The organism is Halomonas profundus, from assembly GCF_020865425.1.
GTDB classification, from domain to species: Bacteria; Pseudomonadota; Gammaproteobacteria; order Pseudomonadales; family Halomonadaceae; genus Vreelandella; species Vreelandella titanicae.
This window is the reverse complement of sequence record NZ_CP086344.1, coordinates 4189551-4207926: the sequence shown is the minus strand read 5'-3', so window position 1 is coordinate 4207926 and position 18376 is coordinate 4189551. Positions and strand designations below refer to the sequence as shown.

At 53.1% G+C, this 18376-nt stretch carries 16 protein-coding genes; 6 read left to right on the top strand and 10 right to left on the bottom strand.

Features of this window, described 5'->3' with window-relative positions; all coding sequences use genetic code 11:
• Positions 1-12: 12 nt before the first annotated feature.
• Together LMS44_RS19225 and LMS44_RS19220 are read left to right on the top strand one after the other, a co-directional pair.
• Complete coding sequence (locus LMS44_RS19225) at positions 13-783, top strand: FadR/GntR family transcriptional regulator (protein WP_022521917.1); 771 nt, start codon at positions 13-15, stop codon at positions 781-783.
• Between the two features lie 35 nt (positions 784-818).
• Positions 819-1769: a Gfo/Idh/MocA family protein gene (locus LMS44_RS19220; protein ID WP_138799384.1), complete on the top strand. Its 951-nt coding sequence runs from the start codon at positions 819-821 to the stop codon at positions 1767-1769.
• A gap of 48 nt (positions 1770-1817) precedes the next feature.
• On the opposite strand, the gene LMS44_RS19215 is transcribed toward LMS44_RS19220, so the two are convergent.
• From LMS44_RS19215 to LMS44_RS19195, 5 genes are all read right to left on the bottom strand, one after another.
• Positions 1818-2714 (bottom strand): NAD(P)-dependent oxidoreductase, encoded by an 897-nt coding sequence (locus LMS44_RS19215; RefSeq protein ID WP_498946131.1) that lies wholly within the window; start codon positions 2712-2714, stop codon positions 1818-1820.
• Positions 2715-2781: 67 nt separating this feature from the next.
• Positions 2782-3837 (bottom strand): Ldh family oxidoreductase, encoded by a 1056-nt coding sequence (locus LMS44_RS19210; protein ID WP_138799386.1) that lies wholly within the window; start codon positions 3835-3837, stop codon positions 2782-2784.
• Positions 3838-3875: 38 nt separating this feature from the next.
• On the bottom strand, positions 3876-4754 hold the full coding sequence (locus LMS44_RS19205) for an NAD(P)-dependent oxidoreductase (protein ID WP_138799387.1): 879 nt from the start codon (positions 4752-4754) through the stop codon (positions 3876-3878).
• 112 nt (positions 4755-4866) lie between these two features.
• Positions 4867-5832, bottom strand: a complete 966-nt coding sequence (locus LMS44_RS19200; RefSeq protein WP_190374606.1) for a GntR family transcriptional regulator — start codon at positions 5830-5832, stop codon at positions 4867-4869.
• 28 nt (positions 5833-5860) lie between these two features.
• Positions 5861-7390, bottom strand: coding sequence for a UxaA family hydrolase (locus LMS44_RS19195; protein WP_159177375.1), 1530 nt, complete (start codon positions 7388-7390; stop codon positions 5861-5863).
• Between the two features lie 551 nt (positions 7391-7941).
• Here LMS44_RS19195 and gbd point away from each other — a divergent pair.
• The 4 genes from gbd (at position 7942) to LMS44_RS19175 (ending at position 12184) form a co-directional block, all read left to right on the top strand.
• Complete coding sequence (gene gbd, locus LMS44_RS19190; protein ID WP_498946127.1) at positions 7942-9075, top strand: iron-containing alcohol dehydrogenase; 1134 nt, start codon at positions 7942-7944, stop codon at positions 9073-9075.
• Positions 9076-9263: 188 nt separating this feature from the next.
• Positions 9264-10190 (top strand): tripartite tricarboxylate transporter substrate binding protein, encoded by a 927-nt coding sequence (locus tag LMS44_RS19185; protein WP_498946125.1) that lies wholly within the window; start codon positions 9264-9266, stop codon positions 10188-10190.
• A gap of 9 nt (positions 10191-10199) precedes the next feature.
• Positions 10200-10694 carry a tripartite tricarboxylate transporter TctB family protein gene (locus LMS44_RS19180; protein WP_159177372.1) on the top strand — a complete coding sequence of 165 codons (495 nt, stop codon included), beginning with the start codon at positions 10200-10202 and terminating at the stop codon, positions 10692-10694.
• Complete coding sequence (locus tag LMS44_RS19175) at positions 10682-12184, top strand: tripartite tricarboxylate transporter permease (RefSeq protein ID WP_498946123.1); 1503 nt, start codon at positions 10682-10684, stop codon at positions 12182-12184. Before LMS44_RS19180 ends, LMS44_RS19175 begins: the two co-directional genes overlap by 13 nt.
• A 375-nt stretch (positions 12185-12559) precedes the next feature.
• Here the strand turns inward: LMS44_RS19175 and LMS44_RS19170 are convergent, their stop codons facing one another.
• From LMS44_RS19170 to LMS44_RS19150, 5 genes are all read right to left on the bottom strand, one after another.
• Positions 12560-14134, bottom strand: coding sequence for an aldehyde dehydrogenase (NADP(+)) (locus LMS44_RS19170; protein WP_498946121.1), 1575 nt, complete (start codon positions 14132-14134; stop codon positions 12560-12562).
• A gap of 30 nt (positions 14135-14164) precedes the next feature.
• On the bottom strand, positions 14165-15151 hold the full coding sequence (araD1, locus tag LMS44_RS19165) for an AraD1 family protein (RefSeq protein WP_138799390.1): 987 nt from the start codon (positions 15149-15151) through the stop codon (positions 14165-14167).
• 42 nt (positions 15152-15193) lie between these two features.
• On the bottom strand, positions 15194-16495 hold the full coding sequence (locus LMS44_RS19160; RefSeq protein ID WP_498946119.1) for a TRAP transporter large permease: 1302 nt from the start codon (positions 16493-16495) through the stop codon (positions 15194-15196).
• Complete coding sequence (locus tag LMS44_RS19155; RefSeq protein WP_159177370.1) at positions 16495-17106, bottom strand: TRAP transporter small permease subunit; 612 nt, start codon at positions 17104-17106, stop codon at positions 16495-16497. Before LMS44_RS19155 ends, LMS44_RS19160 begins: the two co-directional genes overlap by 1 nt.
• A 97-nt stretch (positions 17107-17203) precedes the next feature.
• Positions 17204-18223, bottom strand: a complete 1020-nt coding sequence (locus LMS44_RS19150) for a TRAP transporter substrate-binding protein (RefSeq protein ID WP_022521929.1) — start codon at positions 18221-18223, stop codon at positions 17204-17206.
• Between the last annotated feature and the right edge of the window lie 153 nt (positions 18224-18376).

Genomic DNA, 18376 nt, shown 5'->3' with positions numbered 1-18376 from the left:
GGTCTTATCGCAGTGACGTCATCTCTCAGTAAGTCAGCCGTTCGTCCCAGTATCGCCGAACATCTCGCCGAGGAGATCTTCGGTGGTCGCTATCACCCTGGTGACCTGGTACCCCGGGAAATGGATCTATGCGAACGCTTTGCGATCAATCGCTCAGCGGTGCGTAGCGATCTTCGCCAACTGGTCGATGCCGGGATTATTGAGCGGATTTCTGGTCATGGTTCCAAGGTGCGCGAATACTCAGAGTGGCATATTCTTGATGCCCAGGTGACTGACTGGCTGACCCGCTACGCTGCCCCCAACCCGGATATTCAGCGCGAGATTCTTGCCTTCCGTCTGGACGTTGAGCCCTATGTGGCGATGACCGCCGCCAAGCGGGCCAAGGCGCGTGATTTAGTCGCCATCGAAGAAGCCTTTGAAGGGCTAGGGCAGAATCTACGCAATGCCACCTGCGAAGAGGAGCGGCGGCTGCACAGTGAGTGTGATGTCGCTTTTCACGAGGCGATCTTCAAGGCGACCCACAATATTGTCTGGGCGCAGCTATCACATATCCTGCGACCCTCCATCTACATGCTGATCTCCATGTCCAACGAGAACGCCCCAGATCCTGAAGAGAGCCTGGAGCGTCACCGTCAACTGATGGAGAGCATCCGGCTGCGCCGCCCCCGGGAGGCGTTTTTAGCGTCCCAAGCGGTGTTGGCAGGTACCGCCGCAGCGCTAGGGCTTGAGCACAGCGTTAGCTCATTAGGGCGCAGCGTTGAGCTGCCCCACACCACCCCCTGAACCCATTTTCAATGGTTAAAAACAAAGGCAAGCGTATGTCTGACTTCAACTCTGGCTTTAGCTCTGGCTTTAAGTTAGGCCTAGTGGGCGTGGGTAAAATTGTCCGCGACCAGCACCTACCGGCAATCGCCGCTACTCCAAACTGCCATCTTGTCGCTACGGCGGATCCTCACGCCTCGCTGCCGGAACTACCCGCCTATCAAAACCTGGAAGCGATGCTCGACGCCCACCCTGAAATTACCGCTGTCTCAATCTGCACGCCGACCCATCTGCGCTACTCCCAGGCGCGGGCCGCACTGATGCGTGGCAAGCACGTGCTGCTTGAGAAGCCACCGGGGGCAACGTTAAGCGAAGTGGAGGACTTGATTGCCTGTGCCAAAGAACAGGGCGTTAGCCTGTTTGCCGCCTGGCACTCGCGGTTTGCCCCTGGCGTTGCCCAGGCCCAGCAGTGGTTAGCCGAACGGCAGGTGCAGCGGGTAGAGATCGAGTGGAAAGAGGACGTGCGGGTATGGCACCCAGGCCAAGCGTGGATCTGGCAGCCCGGTGGCATGGGAGTGTTTGATCCCGGTATTAATGCGCTGTCGATTGCGACCGCCATCTTGCCCCAGCCGTTTTTTCTGCAACAGGCGCGACTGCTGGTGCCGAGCAATGCGCAAACTCCGATTGCAGCGGATCTCACCTTTACCGACCCACAAGGCGCGTCCATTGAGGCGGCGTTTGATTTTCGCCAGAGCGGCCCGCCCACCTGGGATATGCATATCCACAGCGATGGCAGCCGCTTGAGTCTCACCCAAGGCGGCTGTCGATTGGTCATCGACGATGAACTGATCATTGAAGAGGAGGAGCGCGAGTATCAAGGTTTATATGCGCGCTTTGCCGAGCTGATCGCAAACAAGCGCAGCGAGGTGGATGTTGCCCCGCTGCGCCAGGTCGCCGATGCGTTTCTATACGGCCATCGTGAGCCTACCGAAGCGTTTATCGAGTGAAGGCTTTATCTGGAAATATGAGGTAGCCAAGAAGCTATCTTAGTGGCCTTAATCGGATACGATCTTATTGCGTTTTATACAGCTGTCGTACGCTTGGGGAACGAAGCTATCTTCCCCCACGTCGTCTCGAGCTAACGTAAGAAACTCGCAAAGCGGTGGCAGCATATGGGGGGCTAGCTGATAGGCGTTTAACGTTTCAGTCAGGTAGCGCATATCTTTTTCAGCATTACCAAGACTGAACTGTAACTTTGTGCACTCCTTCTGCAGTACCCACTCCATAACGGGAGCTAGCATCGCGCTGTTGGCTCCCCCTTGTGAGCAAATTTCCAGAAGTTTGTCTTGTGAAACGTCCATGCCAGCCGCCATAGTGGCCGCCTCACTGACTAGGGCAGCAGCCCCTAACGAGAGAAAATTATTAATCAGTTTCAGTTTATGCGCTGAACCAACCTTACCCACATGAAAGATGTTTTCTGCGAAACTTTCCATGATCGGCGTAATACGCGCCACTGTGGAGGCATCGCCACCCACCATGACATTTAGTCGTCCATCTCTGGCTTCACGAGGTGTTCGTGCTAAAGGCGCGTCAACGAGTACCCCCCCTTGATGTTCTACGTTTTTCGCAAGGCGCTCAGTTGATTCGGGATGAGCCGTAGAGCAGTCGACGATAATAAGCCCTTCGTGGCTTCCGGCCATTAAACCGTCAGCCCCGCTGACGATTTCGTTGACCTGTTCGGATGTCTTTACGCAGATAAAAACAATATCACTATTTCTTGCCATCTCTGCGGGAGTGCTAACTTCCGTCGCGCCTTCCTTGCATAGCGCTTCAAGGGGGGATCGATTCCTATGGGCCATCACCGTTAGCGGATAACCGTTACGTACGATATATCTGGCCATTTCCTTGCCCATTAAGCCGAGCCCAATGAATCCGATGCGTTCTTGTTTCATAGTCGCCTCTGATGAGTTGGTTCACCACACCTGAATATCGCCCACTAGACCTATGCATGAGCGGCTGTTATTGCAGCGCCCGAGGGAAAGTAACCCCCAGACGTTCCGACCAATCGGCTAGAGCTTCGGGAACACCGTCTGGAAGGGGCACGCCCTCCTGCGCATAACGCTTATGGAGGGCAAGTCCGCGCTCGCCAGGAATCCGTACTGGAGGGCTACCTTCCGCAACAGGATTGTTACGGCAAGCATCCACCAAAGCGCCAGTTTCGCGTTTGAAGGCGTCAAGCCCACCAAAGGCTTCGGGATCCATGATCTGTACCATGACCGAGGCACCCCATTGTGCAGGCGCCTGCACACGGCCAAATCCAGCGAGCCCAGACGTTAAGGCTTCCACCATTAGCCCCAGCGCATATCCCTTGTGGCCGTGGTCAAGCCCACCAATTGGCATGATGCTCCCCTTAGGCTCATCGAACAGCACGCTAGGTTGATCGGTCGCATTGCCCTGGTGATCCTTGAGCCACGGATACGGCAGTTGGCTGTTTTGTTTGTGCAGTCGGCCGACCATGCCATTAGTGGTAATGGATGTGCTGACATCTAACAGAACCGGGCCTGAAGCCGTCGGGTAGCCCACAGCGATAGGGTTAGGAGTATGGGTCGCTTGCAAACCGCCATACGGGGCAACCGACTTAGTCGCCGGATCGGATGATTCGATCACCACCACGAGGTCTTGATCAGTGGCACGTTTCAGATAGGCCGCCAAGCAGGCGATATGATTTGAGCATCGAATCACGACTGTCCCCGTGCCGCAGGAGCGAGCCATCAATTCGGCGGTTTCCATTGCTTTAATGATCAACCAGGGGCCGGGAAGATAACGACCATCCCATGTCTGCACGGCAGCGCGTTTGGAGATTACCTCATACTCACCTGACACAGGCATCCGGCCAGACTGAATCTCGCCAAGGTAAGGGGATAGTAGCTGAAGCCCGTGAGTCGTGTGTCCCATCAAATCGCCTTCGACGAGTATCTCGGCAACTGCTTGAGCCTTTTCTTCATCGAGCCCGGCTGCCACAAGTAAAGCGGTGCTGAATTGAGTCATTTCCTGAACGTCGTAATGGTGGCTCATTGTATTTATTCTCCTAAATTTGTTGTTGTCAGGCTCTCTTAATCATTACGCCGTCTGAGTTGATTGATTAAGGCGCTATGGTCTAACTCGCCATCCCCTTGATCGACGAGCTCTTCAAAAAGTGTGTTGACCAATGACGAAACCGGTAGCTTAAGATGTAGCGTGTCGGCAAAAGCCATCGCGGTCTGAGTATCTTTCAATTGCCATTTCGCTGGCCCACCCGGGGTAAAGTTTTCCTGAATCATACGCTGCCCGTGTATACGCAAAATGGTCGAGTCAGCAAACCCACCTTCAAGCGCACTGAGCATTCGCTCGGGGTTTGCCCCGCCCTGTTCTGCCAATAGTATGGCTTCTGCCACGGTAGCAATGGTGTTGGCCACAATCATTTGATTGGCGAGCTTAGCAAGTTCCCCGCTACCTGCAGGGCCAACATGGACGGGCCTGCCGAGAGATAAGAGAATGGGTTCTACTGCTTTAAAACTTACGGCATCGCCACCCACCATAATGGCCAGCGTGCCGTCGATCGCTCCCTGCTCACCGCCGGAAACCGGCGCATCAAGGTAATTAATCTGGCTCTTGGCGGCTTCTTCTGCTTGACGGCGAGCGGTTTCGACAGGTATTGAACTCATGACAATAAGTGTGGCGTCACGCTGCATGGCATTGAGTAGGCCGCTAGGGCCCAACAGCATTTCATCACACACAGGCCCAGAGCTAAGCATAACGATAACGACATCGCTTTCGGCAACGGCTTCTTCGGGCTTTTCTACGATGGTGGCACCCACCGACTCTAAACGGTTGGCTTTGCTTTTTGTTCGATTCCAGACAAGCACTTGGTGTCCTGCATGTGCCAAGCGTGCTGCCATCGGCGCACCCATAATGCCCGTGCCAATAAATCCGATAGTACGTGACGTTGTCATTATTCGTTCCTCTATCTAGATGAGCCCGTCAAGGCTTCCCGTAATCCTTGTTTAGCAGGTCGATACATTGCTTCAATTGAGAGATGGGGCATCCACGTTCGTTATTTGATTATTAGCGTAGGTAAAGCGGTATATCGATATCACCTGATTCTCGGAAGTTAATTAGCCGGTCGAGCACCTTGGATTCTGAACGCTCTAAATGGGTTGCCAAGGCTTTGCCTGCTTGTGCAGGTTGTTGCAGGCGCATTTTTTCAAATATCCATAAATGTTCATCGAAGAAAGGATCTTGATCGGGAAGCTTTAGTACTCGTCCAAGCAGGTGTTTACTGACTAATAAGATAGGATGCGTGCGCCGGAGCATATTCATGACCTCCTGGTTATCACCTAAACTAACGGCGGTATGATGGAGATCATTTTCTAACTCATCCAGTAGCTCCCCCTTTATATCAGGATAGCTCTCAGCAGCGTGTTTGAGTTTGGTTATATAGCCTTTAATGGCACTTTCTGGCATATGTTCTGTAGCTCGCGCAATCATATAAGGTTCTAATTGGCGACGTGCTTCATAAAGATTATGTAACCGCTGATCATTCAGGGGCACCACGCTCCAGCTATTATATTTAATCTTCTCGACTAAACCGATAGACTGTAAATAGAGCAAGATTTGGTGAGTGACCGTACGGCTGACATTGAGCGTTTTGGAAAGCTGCAGCTCATTGAGTTCAAACGCACCCTTAATCGAACATAAAACGATGTCATGTTCAACGCTGTCGATATGCGCCCGCCAAGAAACGATACGATCTACTTTTGGGGCATGGCCAAGTTGTTTGAAATCATGCTCACTGAGCGCACGTCGCACTACCTCACCTGGCGATGAGCCTACTAAATAGCCGCGCCCCTCGAAACGGCAGATATACTGCTCTTCGTGCAACCGGCTTAATGTTTGCCGAACGGGCGAGCGACTAATACCAAACAGCTCCGCTATATTTCCCTCAAGCAGTACTAAACCGGGTTCAAGACGTTTCCCAACAATACTCTGCTTAAGAGCCGTGTAGAGTTGGTCGCGCAGCGTTTTTGTCATAGTCAGTTAATGGCTCTCTAATGGAAATTTAGGTGACGGCACCTACCAGCCAGGGAACGAATTCATTATTACCGTAACCCAGTGATTCGCTGGCGCTCATATCGCCCGAAGCGATGGCAATAATGCGCTCAAAAATCTGCTTTCCAACACTTTCTACACTGTCAGTGCCATCAACAATAACGCCACAGTTTATATCCATGTCTTCATGCATTTTCTCATACATGGAGGTATTCGTTGCGAGCTTAAGGCAGGGGGCGGGTTTGAAGCCTGAGACTGAACCTCGTCCAGTGGTAAAGCAAACTACGTTAGAACCGGAGGCGATTTGACCCGTGACCGAAATCGGGTCATAGCCAGGGCTATCCATAAAGTTAAAACCGCGCGTGGTCATCTTCTCAGCATACAGCAGCACGTCGTTAAGGCTCGACGTTCCGCCTTTAGCTACTGCGCCCAATGATTTCTCAAGGATAGTTGATAGCCCACCCGCTTTATTGCCTGGGGAAGGGTTGTTGTTTAGCTCAGCACCATTTATCTCAGTGTAATGTTTCCACCAGGTAATCCGGTCGAGTAGTTTCTGGGCGACGTTCTCATTAATGGAGCGGTCTATCAGGAGGTTTTCAGCGCCATAGATTTCGGGGGTTTCGGCGAGTATAACGCTGCCACCATGTTGCACGATAAGGTCGGCGGCATGGCCCAAAGCTGGGTTCGCGGTAATACCTGAGTAGCCGTCTGACCCGCCACACTGCAATGCAACCACTAAGTGCTCAAGGGGCGCAGGTGCACGCTGCTGTTGGCCGTGTTGGGTGGCCATTTGCATGATGTGATCACAGGCCGTTTTGATACTAGTGCGTGTCCCTCCCGCGTCTTGAATATTAAAGTAAGCTAGCCGCGAGGCATCTTCCAACCCCTTTCTTTTGACTAATGTTTTGACCTGGTTGGTCTCACAGCCCAGGCCAATGATGAGTACAAAGGCAAAGTTGGGGTGCTGGGCATATCCTGCGATAACACGCTCAAGAAAGGCAAAACCTTCTGAGTCAGTATTCATGGCGCAACCAGAACCATGGGTAATGGCCACTACACCATCGAACCCCATTTGGCTTAATTCCCCAGACTGATTGAGCACGTCCGCAGCGGCTTTAGCCACCGTGGCAGAACAGTTCACGGTAGAGAGAATACCAATATAGTTACGCGTTCCCACGCTACCATCAGCCCGTTGGTAGCCCTGAAACGTCCGTGAATGGCTAACGGTGACGGTTTTTTGATGAGGCTGAAAATCTTCTAAAGAAGAGCTGAGTTCAATCATGGTGAGGTTGTGGGTGTGCACATGCTCACCAGGATTAATATCCCGTGCAGCCAGCCCAATCAGTTGGCCATATTTAAAAACGGCCTCACCATTTTTGATATGCGTGAGCGCAACTTTATGTCCCGCATCAATATTTTCTTGAGCAAGCGTGCCCTTTTTATCAATGGGAAGATCTTTTGGAACTGCTTTTGAGGCAACGCCTACGTTATCCCGCGGATTGAGATGAATAATAACTGACGGGGAATTAATGAGATTCATCGTTTACCTCAAGCTGATTATTGGGCTTTTGTTGCAAGGGCCAGACGCAAGCTTAAAAGCGATCATTGTGGATGCACTCTAGCAAGTCGGCCGCGTACGTCGATTAGACTATTGTTCTATATAATGTTCATTGAGCGCAATGGTCATCTAGTCTAGATTGCTTTCATACACGCGGCGCACAAAGCTAATTGCCGATTGCGGCTCAGTTGGAAGGCCAGCTCACGATTACGCCGCAGATGGATGATGGTGCTTTGGATACCGCGCGGCCATCCATCGCTTCTTACGGCCTGTGTGTTACCAAGATCTCCCCATGGTCTTGCTGCCGGAGGCGCTGAAGGAGAGCAATCCCCTGAAGGTAATCCGCTTGGTGGATGGGCAGCGTGAACATGCCCATATTTGAGCCGCCGTTCACCGTTTTGCTAGGCGTTTTTTGTAAAGGCCTTGGCAGTTGCAAAATACATTACTAGACTGTTGTCATGCAGTCATACTATATGACACCTTGAGTGAAGAGATTGCTGGGTTCACGAGCAAAACAATAATGAGAAATGACAATGCCCCACATAATCAATTATTTAACAAAAATTCAGTTCGGTGAAAGCGCTATTGCGGAATTAGCCAATGAGCTGCAATTGCTGAAGATAAAACGACCGTTGTTTGTGACTGATAAGGGGCTCAGTGCTACCCCTCTTATCACACACGTTATTGAGTCTGCTCAGCTTGATGATGGCGCATGTGTTTTCGATGATACGCCGTCCAACCCTACGGAAGTAGCGGTAGAGCAAGCGCTTACTTACCTGCGTGAAAGCAAATGTGATGGCATTATTGCCATTGGCGGTGGTTCCAGCATTGATTTAGCTAAAGCGGTCGCCTTACTTTTTAATCATCCTGGGCCGTTACGCCAATACGCTGCGATTGAAGGCGGCGTGACAAAAATTAAAGCCGATGTGCTGCCATTAATAGCAATACCGACAACGGCGGGAACCGGTAGTGAGGTGGGAAGAGCCTCATTGATTACCATGAAAGACAATCGCAAACTTGGTTTTCTTTCTCCTTATCTGATTCCTTCGGTCGCTATTTGTGATCCTCGTTTGACGCTAGGTCTACCACCTTTTTTGACCGCCGCCACGGGGATGGACGCGATTGCTCACTGCGTTGAAACCTTTTTAAGCCCCAAAGTGAATCCTCCGGCTGAAGCGATTGCTTTGGATGGACTGACGCGCGCTAGCAAATATCTAGTAGAGGCAGTTGAAAACGGCGAAAACTTAACAGCTAGAAATGAAATGATGATGGCAGCCCTTGAAGGCGCTATGGCTTTTCAGAAAGGGCTGGGAGCAGTGCACTCCTTATCCCATGCGCTAGGCGGTCTGCACGAGTTAAAACTTCATCATGGCACGCTCAATGCTGTGTTGATGCCGACTGTGCTTAGATTTAACCAGCCCGGCTGTGAGGAAAAATATGCTTGCCTCAAAGACGCGATGGGTCTCAATCCTAACGACGATTTAGCTGAAGCATTTGAAAAGCTCAATGTGAAATTGGGGATGCCTGCTAGCTTGAGCGAAATGGGCGTCATGGAAGAGCACTTGGATCAACTAGCTCAGTGGGCATTGGAAGATCATTCCACGGCGACCAATCCGCGCGCGCCTTCTAAGGAAGACTTTTATGACATGCTCAAAGAGGCTTTCTGATAAATAGAGTTCTGTCCACTTAATAGTCCGTGAGGAGGTCTTTGACAAGAAAAACGTAAAGTAATAAAGCATGCAGTTCCAAAAATGATAATCAATTGTAAGCAATACATTACTAAAGGAAAATGAATATGATAATTACAAACCATTCCCTTAAAACTATTTTTGCTTCAAGTATAGCAGCAGCTGTTATGACTGCGTCTGGCTCTGCCCTTGCGGATTACCCCGAACGCCCCCTTACGTTGATTGTGCCTTGGGCTGCTGGGGGTGGCACTGATGCGACGGCGCGAACTATCGCCCGTGCTCTGGAAGAAGAGCTGGGGCAGAACGTCAATGTTGTCAACCGCACAGGGGGCAGTGGCGTTGTTGGTCATACCGCCATGATTAATGCTGAGCCGGATGGTTATACGATTGGCTTGGCTACTGGCGAAGTTAACATGATGCATTGGTTGGGTTTAACTAACCTGACGTATGAAGATTTTACGCCTATTGCTCAAATCAACTATGACTTTCCAGGCATACAGGTAGCAGCCGACTCTCCTTATGGAACCCTTGAAGAGCTCCTTGAAGCGATACGCTCTGAACCTAAAGGCACGTTTACTGCTTCGGGTACTGGCCAAGGCGGTGTGTGGCATCTAGCCTTTGCTGGCTTTTTGATGGATCAAGGTATTCCCGCCGACCAAGTGATTTGGATTCCTAGTGAAGGAGCAGCACCAGCGATGACTGAGCTGGTGTCTGGGGGGATTGATATCGTACCAAGCTCGGTGCCTGAAGCCCGCTCAATGATCGAGGCCGGTCGCGTGAAGAGCTTTGCGGTAATGTCTCCAGAGCGTATACCCAGCTTCCCTGATGTTCCCACCACTAATGAGTTAATCGGTAGTAGCTATCAAGTGGGCGAGTGGCGTGGAATTGCAGGGCCTAAAGGCATGGATCCAGAGGTAGTAGCAACACTTGAATCAGCACTAGAGACTGCTTACAACAGTGATACTTATCAAGGGTTTATGAGTCAGCAAGGTTTTGGTACCGAGTGGCGTAACGCGGAAGAGTTTGGCCAACTCATGGAAGATATGGATAGCGTATTCGGTGAAATTGTTGAACAAGTTGGCTTAGCTAACTGAGGAATGACAATGCGGGATTTTTTCGCCGGAATAGCGTTCGTTATTGCTGGGATTGTTACGATCATTACTGCCCAGCAGTTTCCTACCCTACCAAGCCTGCAGTATGGACCTTCGCTTTTCCCCTCCCTCATAGGGGGGGGATTTTGCCTCGGCGGGGCTGTACTTGCCTTGAATGCATTATGGCTTAGAAAAAAAGTTGTCGCGCAAGAAGCACACGGTAATCCATCCCTAGCTGGCTCATTGCCTGAGAAAAAGAATTGGGCAATGTTGTTGCCACCAGTATCGATTGTCTTTTATATCCTGGCAAGCGACTACCTTGGTGCAATGTTGACGATAATGATCATTATGTTTTTGCTGATGTTATTAAGAAAAACATCACCCTACATAGCATTGGCAACATCTCTGGCAGTGTCGTCAGCTATTTATTTTATCTTCTCGCGCTACTTGCTCGTTCCATTGCCGCAAGGTCTTCTATTAGGGGGTAGCCTGCCATGGATATCTTAATGAATGGGGTTGGGCTGGTTTTAAACTTTGAAACCTTGCTGGTTATTTTAGCGGCTTCACTGTTTGGTATATTTGTAGGTGCAGTCCCCGGCCTTACTGCGACAATGGCAGTAGCGCTATTAGTACCTTTGACTTTCTACATGGATACCATCCCGGCTATTGCTGCCATTGTAACGACATCGGCGATGGCGATCTTTGCGGGTGATATTCCGGGTACCTATCTAAATATACCGGGCACGCCTGCATCGGCTGCTTATGTAGGGGAGTCCTACGCATTAGCGAAAAAAGGCAGGGCAAGAGAGGCCTTAGGTATTAACTTAGTATGTTCTGTTTTTGGCGGTATTTTTGGCACCATCGTTTTAATTGTTGTGGCTCAATCCCTTGCTGAGGTAGCGCTGCAGTTCAGTGCATTTGAGTACTTTTGGCTTGCGGTGCTTGGGTTAAGCTGTTCAATTTTTATTTCAGTTGGTTCTAGAACAAAAGCATTCCTCTCACTTCTTTTTGGCATTCTGCTTTCAACCGTAGGGCTTGATATGATGAGTGGTGCTCCACGTTTTACATTTGGAGTGCCCGACCTTATGGCAGGTATTAACTTTATACCCGTTATGATTGGTATGTTTGCTCTAAATGAACTGATGAGCTATTACGCTTCAAAATCTGAGAAGAAAACAATCAGTATCGTCGATAACGATAGTGTCTTCCACAATGTGCCTGGGCATATTAAACGTTACTGGCGTAACATGGTACGTGGTAGCTCAATCGGCACGTTGATTGGTGCACTGCCGGGCGCGGGTGCAGATATTGCGGCCTGGATCTCGTATGGTGTGGGAAAGGGTAGGTCAAAAGAAAGTGCCAAATATGGTACCGGTAATATAGAAGGCATCATGGATGCAAGCTCCGCTAATAATTCCGGTATCAGTGGTGCATGGGTGCCCGCTTTAGTCTTTGGGATTCCAGGTGACTCTATTACGGCCATCGTCATTGGCGTTTTATACATGAAAGGGATGAATCCTGGGCCCACTATTTTTATGGATGGGAGTGGGTTGATCTATGCGCTGTTTATGGTGTTTATTTTAGCTAATTTGATGATGCTACCTATTGGCTATATGGCTATCCGACTTTCAAAGTTTTTCATCCTAACACCCAGCCGGGTACTAATGCCCATAATATTATGCTTTTGCATTGTGGGGGCTTTCGCTATCAATAATAGCGTTGTGGATATTTGGTTAATGCTTATTGTAGGGCTAGTGGCTTATGTATTGGCTGTGAATGACTTTCCAATGGCGCCAGCCATTCTTGGGTTAGTGTTGGGTTCCGTTGTTGAGAATAATTTCATGAGCGCAATGTTGCGTACTGGTGGTGACTTAACGAGTTTCTTTGCGAGACCTATCAGCGCGGGGCTTGGCATTGCGGTGATTCTACTATGGTGCTCACCGCTTTTGATTAAAGCTTATCGCTATCAGCAGCATAAATCAGGAAGTGTATATTAGGGCCTGTTGACGTTTCATCGCGAACCGCGTTGCCCCACAAAGCGCGTCAGACAAGGCGCAAAACGCTGGGAAGGGTGGTTCCCTTTTCAAGTTTTGCAACGCCGTATGGCGCGCTTTGTGGGGCAACCCGAAGGGCTGGGCCCGTTTTTATCCGCGGCGGCGTTAGTCGTCGTTCATTTGGAACCACCAAACGTCTCTCCTCCTGCCTTGCCGCGAATAAAAACGGGCTCCAGCGCGGCCGCGAGTGAAACGTCAACAGGCCCTAGTCTGTCAGTTACTATGAAATAAGCGCAGCGAGGCAAATATGGCCTCGCTGCGCTAGTTCGTAAGTCTGTTTTATAAGACTATCGTGAAGCCATCGCTGGCTTTATTACGTTATTCACGCTTGCCATCGACTAGGCGCGATACTCCTGCAGGATTGCCATCACGAATAGCGTCGGGCAGTAGCCCTTCCGGCAGTGCCTGATAGCACACTGGGCGCAGGAAGCGGAAAATCGCAGCGCTACCTACTGAGGTCGTGCGTGAATCCGAGGTGGCAGGATAAGGGCCGCCATGCACCATGGCGTGGCACACTTCTACACCCGTTGGCCAGCCGTTGGCCAGGATACGTCCAGCCTTGCGCTCCAGCGTCGGCAGCAGTTGCTTGGCAGTCGCCAAGTCACCGTCATCCATCTGCAGCGTAATGGTGAGCTGGCCTTCCAACTGAGCCGCAACGCGTGCCACTTCCTGGGTGTCAGCACAGGCGATCACCAATGAAGTCGAACCGAACACCTCTTCCTGTAACGCGGGGTCACTCAGAAACGCCTCGGCTTGGGTAACGAACAGCCCGGCCTGGCAGGGGTGAGCTGTCTCACCTGCCTGGCCGCGTGCCACCTCGGTCACCTTGGCGTGGCTGGCGAGTCGGCCTACGCCCTGTTGGTAGGCATCATGGATACCCGGCGTCAGCATGGTCTGGGCAGCACTGCCCTTAACTGCTTCACCGGCCGCCGCAACAAAGGCGTCCAGTTCAGGGCCCTGAACCGCAATGACTAGCCCCGGGTTGGTGCAGAACTGCCCGGCACCCATGTTGAGTGAACCGACAAATCCCTCCGCAATCGCTTTACCGCGTGCCTTGAGGGCTTCCGGAAGTAGAAACACCGGGTTAATGGAGCTCATCTCGGCGTAAACCGGGATCGGCTGCGGCCGCGCCTGGGCGGTAGCCATGAGCGCCGTGCCGCCGTTACGTGAACCGGTAAAGCCTACTGCCTGGATGCGAGGGTCGGCAACCAGCGCCTGACCGATTTCGCGGCCCGAGCCAAACAGCAGCGAGAAAACGCCCTCAGGGAGTTCGCACTTGGCAACCGCGCGTTGAATGGCGCGCCCCACCAGCTCAGAAGTGCCGGGGTGGGCAGAGTGGCCCTTGACCACTACCGGGCAGCCGGCGGCCAGTGCGGAGGCGGTATCGCCACCGGCAACGCTAAAGGCGAGCGGGAAGTTGCTGGCACCAAACACCGCCACCGGGCCCAGGCCGATATGGCGCTGACGCAGGTCGGCGCGGGGCAGCGGCTCACGATCGGGCATGGCTGGATCGATACGTACATCCAACCATTCACCTGCGCGCACTACCGAGGCGAACAGCCGCAACTGGCCGCAGGTACGACCACGTTCGCCCTCTAAACGCGGGCGGGGCAGGCCGGTTTCGGCCATGGCACGCTCGATCAGCTCATCGCCGATCCCTTCGATCTCTGCGGCAATGGCTTCAAGAAAGCTGGCCCGCGCCTCTAAGGAGGTCTCGCGATAGCTATCGAAAGCCGCCTCGGCTAATGTGCAGGCCTGTTCGACCTCGGTCTTGCTGCCGCCGGGGTAGGCGGGCGCCAGCGTTTCGCCGGTGGCGGGATTTACCGCATGAATGTCAGCCTGTTGGCCGCTAATGGCCTGCTGACCGATCAGTAGTTTACCTTCCAGAGTCATACTTCCTCCTGCTGGGGTGGTTAGAGTACGTTAAAGCGACTTTACGCTGATGGGCGGTGCGTCTGCTTCCACCCGTAGAGGGTTGCGCAGGGCGCGACCAAACTCATTGATTTTGATTTCAAAGCGATCACCCTCGCGCACCTTGATGCCGTCGGCGAAGCTCAGTGTCGCGGTACCGAAAAAGTGCACATGCACATCGCCGGGGCGGCGGAAGCCCGGGTATTTAAAGTGGTGATACTCCAGGTTGGCCAGGCTATGGGCCATGTTGGCCTCGCCGGTGAGAAAGGGCTTCTCCCACACTGTTTCACCACTGCGATGAATAGCGCTGGTGCCTTCCAGATGAGCAGGCAGTTCGCCGATCAACAGTTCGGGACCAAAGCTGCAGGCGCGTAGCTTGGAGTGAGCTAACCACAAGTAGTTGAAGCGCTCGGTCACGTGATCAGAAAATTCGTTGCCGAGAGCGTAGCCGACCCGCCAGGGCTGGCCGTCATCACCAATCACATAGAGGCCCGCCAACTCAGGCTCCTCGCCCGCATCTTCGGCGAAGGCGGGGGATGGAATCTCTGCTTCTGGCGCCACCACACACTGGCCATCGCCTTTGTAGAACCACTCCGGCTGTGCACCTACCTGGCCTGCATCGGGTTTGCCGCCCTCCACACCCAGCTTGAACATGCGCATGGAGTCGGTCATATCTTCTTCAGCAGCTTGGGCTTTAGCGTGCATCGCCGAGCGGGTGTCGGCACTGCCCAGGTGGGTAAGGCCGGTGCCGGTGACCAGGCAGTGGGCCGGGTCGGTATGGGTCAGCGGGGGTAGCAACTGCTTAGTGTCGACCAACGCTTGATAATCCAGGCGTGTGTCGGTCAATGCTTCCGTCAACATGTCGCTAAGTGGCTTGCCGGCGGCAATGGCTCGATTGGCCAGGGTGTAGGTATCGCAGTCGAGCAGCCTGACCTGCTCTTCGCTTTCGACCAGGGCGGCGCGAACCTGGCCCTGATGGTCACACTGAATCAGTCGCATGGCGGTCTCCTTATGCAGAGTCAGTCAATAGTGTAGCGGTCATCATAGTGGCCAAATGGCCAGTTGCGGCCACATCAATAGCGCCGCGAGTACGCACAGCTGAATGGCAATAAAGGGTAGTACGGACAGGTAAATATCCTTGAGGCTGATATCCGGCGGTGCCACGCTTTTAAGGTAGAAGGCGGCGGGCCCAAAGGGTGGCGACAGGAACGATACCTGCATATTCACGGCGAATAGAATGCCGAACCAGATCGGATCGAAACCGAGCTGAATAACGATGGGTAGAAAGATCGGCAGAGCCAGCATGGCGATCCCGATCCAGTCTAGGAATAGCCCCAGCACGAGCATAATCGCCATCATCACCAGAATGATCACAATGGGCGCTACATCGAGTCCCAGGATCAAGCTCGAAACAAAGCGGTTGCCGCCCATTAAATTATAGACGCCCACCAGGGCGGCGGCGCCGATGCCGATCCAGATGATCATGCCGCAGGTATTCATGGTCTGCCCAAGGCTATGGTGCAACATACCCGGGGTGAATTCGCCGCGAACAATAGTGGCGAGCAGTACACCGAAAACACCCATGGCCGCGGCTTCGGTGACCGAGGCGATACCACCGTAGATAGTGCCCAGCACTAAAAAAGCGATCAGCCCTGGTAACAGAATGGCCTTGACCGCGTCCAGCTTAGTGGCGAAAGGGTTATCCTGGGTATCTCTATCTAACGGCGGGCCCAGTGCGGGATTTCTCAGGCAGCGCACCAGCACATAGGCAATGTAGCAACCCATCAAAATCACCGCTGGCGTCACGGCTGCGGCGAACAGGTCAGCAATCGATACGCTGGCGATCAGACCGTAGATAATCAGCACGATTGAGGGCGGCATCATGGTGCCCAGGGCGCCCCCGGCACACACCACCCCAATAGAGAGGTGTTTGTCGTAGCCCAGGCGGAGCATTTGGGGCAGCGCCAGAATCCCAAGCAGCACGATCTCACCACCGATAATGCCCGAAAGAGCGGCCAGGAAGAACGCTACCACGATGGTCTGCACCGCCACGCCACCCGGCAGGCGGCCGGCGAAGACGCGCATGGCGTTGAACAGGTCTTTGGCGATTCCGGAGCGATCCAGCAGTGATGCCATCAACACGAACATGGGCACCGCCACCAGCGAATACTCGGTAATAAACCCATAAACGCGGCTGGTGACCAGGGGTAGCGCCGCCTCGCCGAACCAGCCGAAGGTGAACGCCATCGCTACCAGGCCGGTGATAAACGCCAGCGGCAGACCGGTGACCAGTAGCGCGAAAATGGCCCCGACCATGAGGATCGTTGCGGTTGAAATATCCATCAGCGCGCCTCCTCGATGTTGGCAGCGGGTTTCGCTTTAATCGATTCCCACAGATGCAGGCAGGCCTGTAGCGTCATCAACACCAGAGCAAACAGAATCATGCCCTTGACCATAGCGGGAAAGGGCGGATTCCAAGAGGTGCCGGAGCGCTCCAGCGACCACTCACCGAGCGGGTTATGCGAAGCTCCCCAGAACATATGAAAGGCGGCATAGCTCATCGTCAGGCAGAAAATCAGAGTGAGTAGGTCGTTGAAACGATCCATCCAGCATTTCAACCTGGGCCCGGCGCTGTCGTAAAGCACCTTGACGCGGATATGGCTATTGCGCGCCATGGCCGCTGGGCCGCCCAGTACAAAGATAACGGCGATCAGAAACACGACGGTTTCGTGTACCCAGGAGGTGGGGTTGTTGAAACCGTAGCGCATAAAGACTTCGACGACGCTGATGCCCATCGCGACCAGCACGAGCCAGGAAACGGCACGGCCGCCCCGTGCAATTAAGCGGTCTAAAGCATTACGTTCGGGAGACACCTCCTCCACCGTTTCGAGAATCTCGGGGAGATCCTGGGTATTCGGCGCAGGGGTTTGATTGTCAGGCGTTTTTTGGGACATGGCGCGACTCTACGCGCAACGCTCGGGGTGTTTGCCCGAGCGCTGCGTTGGTTAGATTAATGAGGCCGGTTGTGAGCAGAGAGTTGAGAGCACAGAGTTAGAGCAGATTGCGCGAGCGCAAAAAGGCGGTCGCCGAGTCATAAATCTTCTGAGTCATCTCATTTTCACCCGCCCACTCTTGCCACTCCTGCTCAGCCGCGGTGCGGAATTTCTGACGCTCTTCTTCGGGCAAGTTGAAGGGGTGAACGTCTGGGTCATCCTGAAGCCGCTGCAGGGTCTCAATATCCTGCTCCTTGAGGCGGGCAATCAGGTCGTAGGCCATGCCATCAAAGGCGGTATTGAGGGTCGTCTGTAGCTCCTCGGGCAAGCCATCCCAGATGTCTTTATTGATCGACACAGCGATCATGGGCATGGAGTGAAAGCCAGGGTAGAGCGGGTAGGGGGCGAAAGCGTGCAGACCCATGGCGTCGTTATTCGAGAGCACCGTGGAGTCCGCGGCGTCGATCACGCCTTTTTCCAGACCGGTATACACCTCAGAGCCCGGCAGGTTGACGGGCGTGGCGCCAATGCGCTCGAAGATGTTGTACACCATGCCTTGAGGGGCACGGATTTTTAACCCTTCAAAGTCGGCGATGGATTCGATGGGCACCGTGGAGGGTACCGACTCCAGCGGAAAGGTCGCTGCGCTGATCAAATGGGCGCCATAGGGTTCGACCAGTTCGTTGTAAAGCTCTTCACCGCCGCCGTATTTCATGTACTCCAGGAAATCGTAGGGGTTCTGCCAGGCACCGACAAGGTTGCCGAGCATACCAAAAGCCGGATCCTGGCCAGAGAAGTAGCTTGGGTCGGTCATATGACCCTGCAGAATCCCTGAGCTAACGGCGGTCAATGTCTCAGTAGGGCCAACCACGGAATTAATCGGCATTACCTCGATTTCAACACGGCCATCAGTCATTGCCGTAATGCGCTCGGCCCACTCTTGTTTGATCTTAAAGCTGGGTTCGCCCGAGGTTTCTGACGCCTGAAATTTCCATTCGTACTCGGCTGCCTGGGCCGCAGAGAGGCCCAGCAGTAGCACGGAACCAGTGAGTAGCGAGCTGTATTTCGATTTGAGCATAGCACTATTCCTCAAGTTTTTTGTTGTGGAGAGCGTGGTGGTTAACGCTGTAATGCAACGGGCCAATGACCCACGTGGGAGGGTAATGTTGAACATTAAGAGCAATTGTTCAACATATACTTTTGTATGGTCGACTAGATTGACGGGGTAGTT

Excerpts from the sequence above, each read along its gene's own strand:
- LMS44_RS19220 (WP_138799384.1), top strand. The coding sequence starts at position 819 with ATGTCTGACTTCAACTCTGGCTTTAGCTCTGGCTTTAAGTTAGGCCTA.
- LMS44_RS19150 (WP_022521929.1), bottom strand. The coding sequence starts at position 18,223 with ATGCTCAAATCGAAATACAGCTCGCTACTCACTGGTTCCGTGCTACTG.
- araD1 (WP_138799390.1), bottom strand. The coding sequence starts at position 15,151 with ATGCGACTGATTCAGTGTGACCATCAGGGCCAGGTTCGCGCCGCCCTG.
- LMS44_RS19160 (WP_498946119.1), bottom strand. The coding sequence starts at position 16,495 with ATGGATATTTCAACCGCAACGATCCTCATGGTCGGGGCCATTTTCGCG.
- LMS44_RS19185 (WP_498946125.1), top strand. The coding sequence starts at position 9,264 with ATGACTGCGTCTGGCTCTGCCCTTGCGGATTACCCCGAACGCCCCCTT.
- LMS44_RS19180 (WP_159177372.1), top strand. The coding sequence starts at position 10,200 with ATGCGGGATTTTTTCGCCGGAATAGCGTTCGTTATTGCTGGGATTGTT.
- LMS44_RS19155 (WP_159177370.1), bottom strand. The coding sequence starts at position 17,106 with ATGTCCCAAAAAACGCCTGACAATCAAACCCCTGCGCCGAATACCCAG.
- LMS44_RS19195 (WP_159177375.1), bottom strand. The coding sequence starts at position 7,390 with ATGAATCTCATTAATTCCCCGTCAGTTATTATTCATCTCAATCCGCGG.
- LMS44_RS19210 (WP_138799386.1), bottom strand. The coding sequence starts at position 3,837 with ATGAGCCACCATTACGACGTTCAGGAAATGACTCAATTCAGCACCGCT.
- LMS44_RS19175 (WP_498946123.1), top strand. The coding sequence starts at position 10,682 with ATGGATATCTTAATGAATGGGGTTGGGCTGGTTTTAAACTTTGAAACC.
- gbd (WP_498946127.1), top strand. The coding sequence starts at position 7,942 with ATGCCCCACATAATCAATTATTTAACAAAAATTCAGTTCGGTGAAAGC.
- LMS44_RS19215 (WP_498946131.1), bottom strand. The coding sequence starts at position 2,714 with ATGAAACAAGAACGCATCGGATTCATTGGGCTCGGCTTAATGGGCAAG.
- LMS44_RS19200 (WP_190374606.1), bottom strand. The coding sequence starts at position 5,832 with ATGACAAAAACGCTGCGCGACCAACTCTACACGGCTCTTAAGCAGAGT.
- LMS44_RS19170 (WP_498946121.1), bottom strand. The coding sequence starts at position 14,134 with ATGACTCTGGAAGGTAAACTACTGATCGGTCAGCAGGCCATTAGCGGC.
- LMS44_RS19205 (WP_138799387.1), bottom strand. The coding sequence starts at position 4,754 with ATGACAACGTCACGTACTATCGGATTTATTGGCACGGGCATTATGGGT.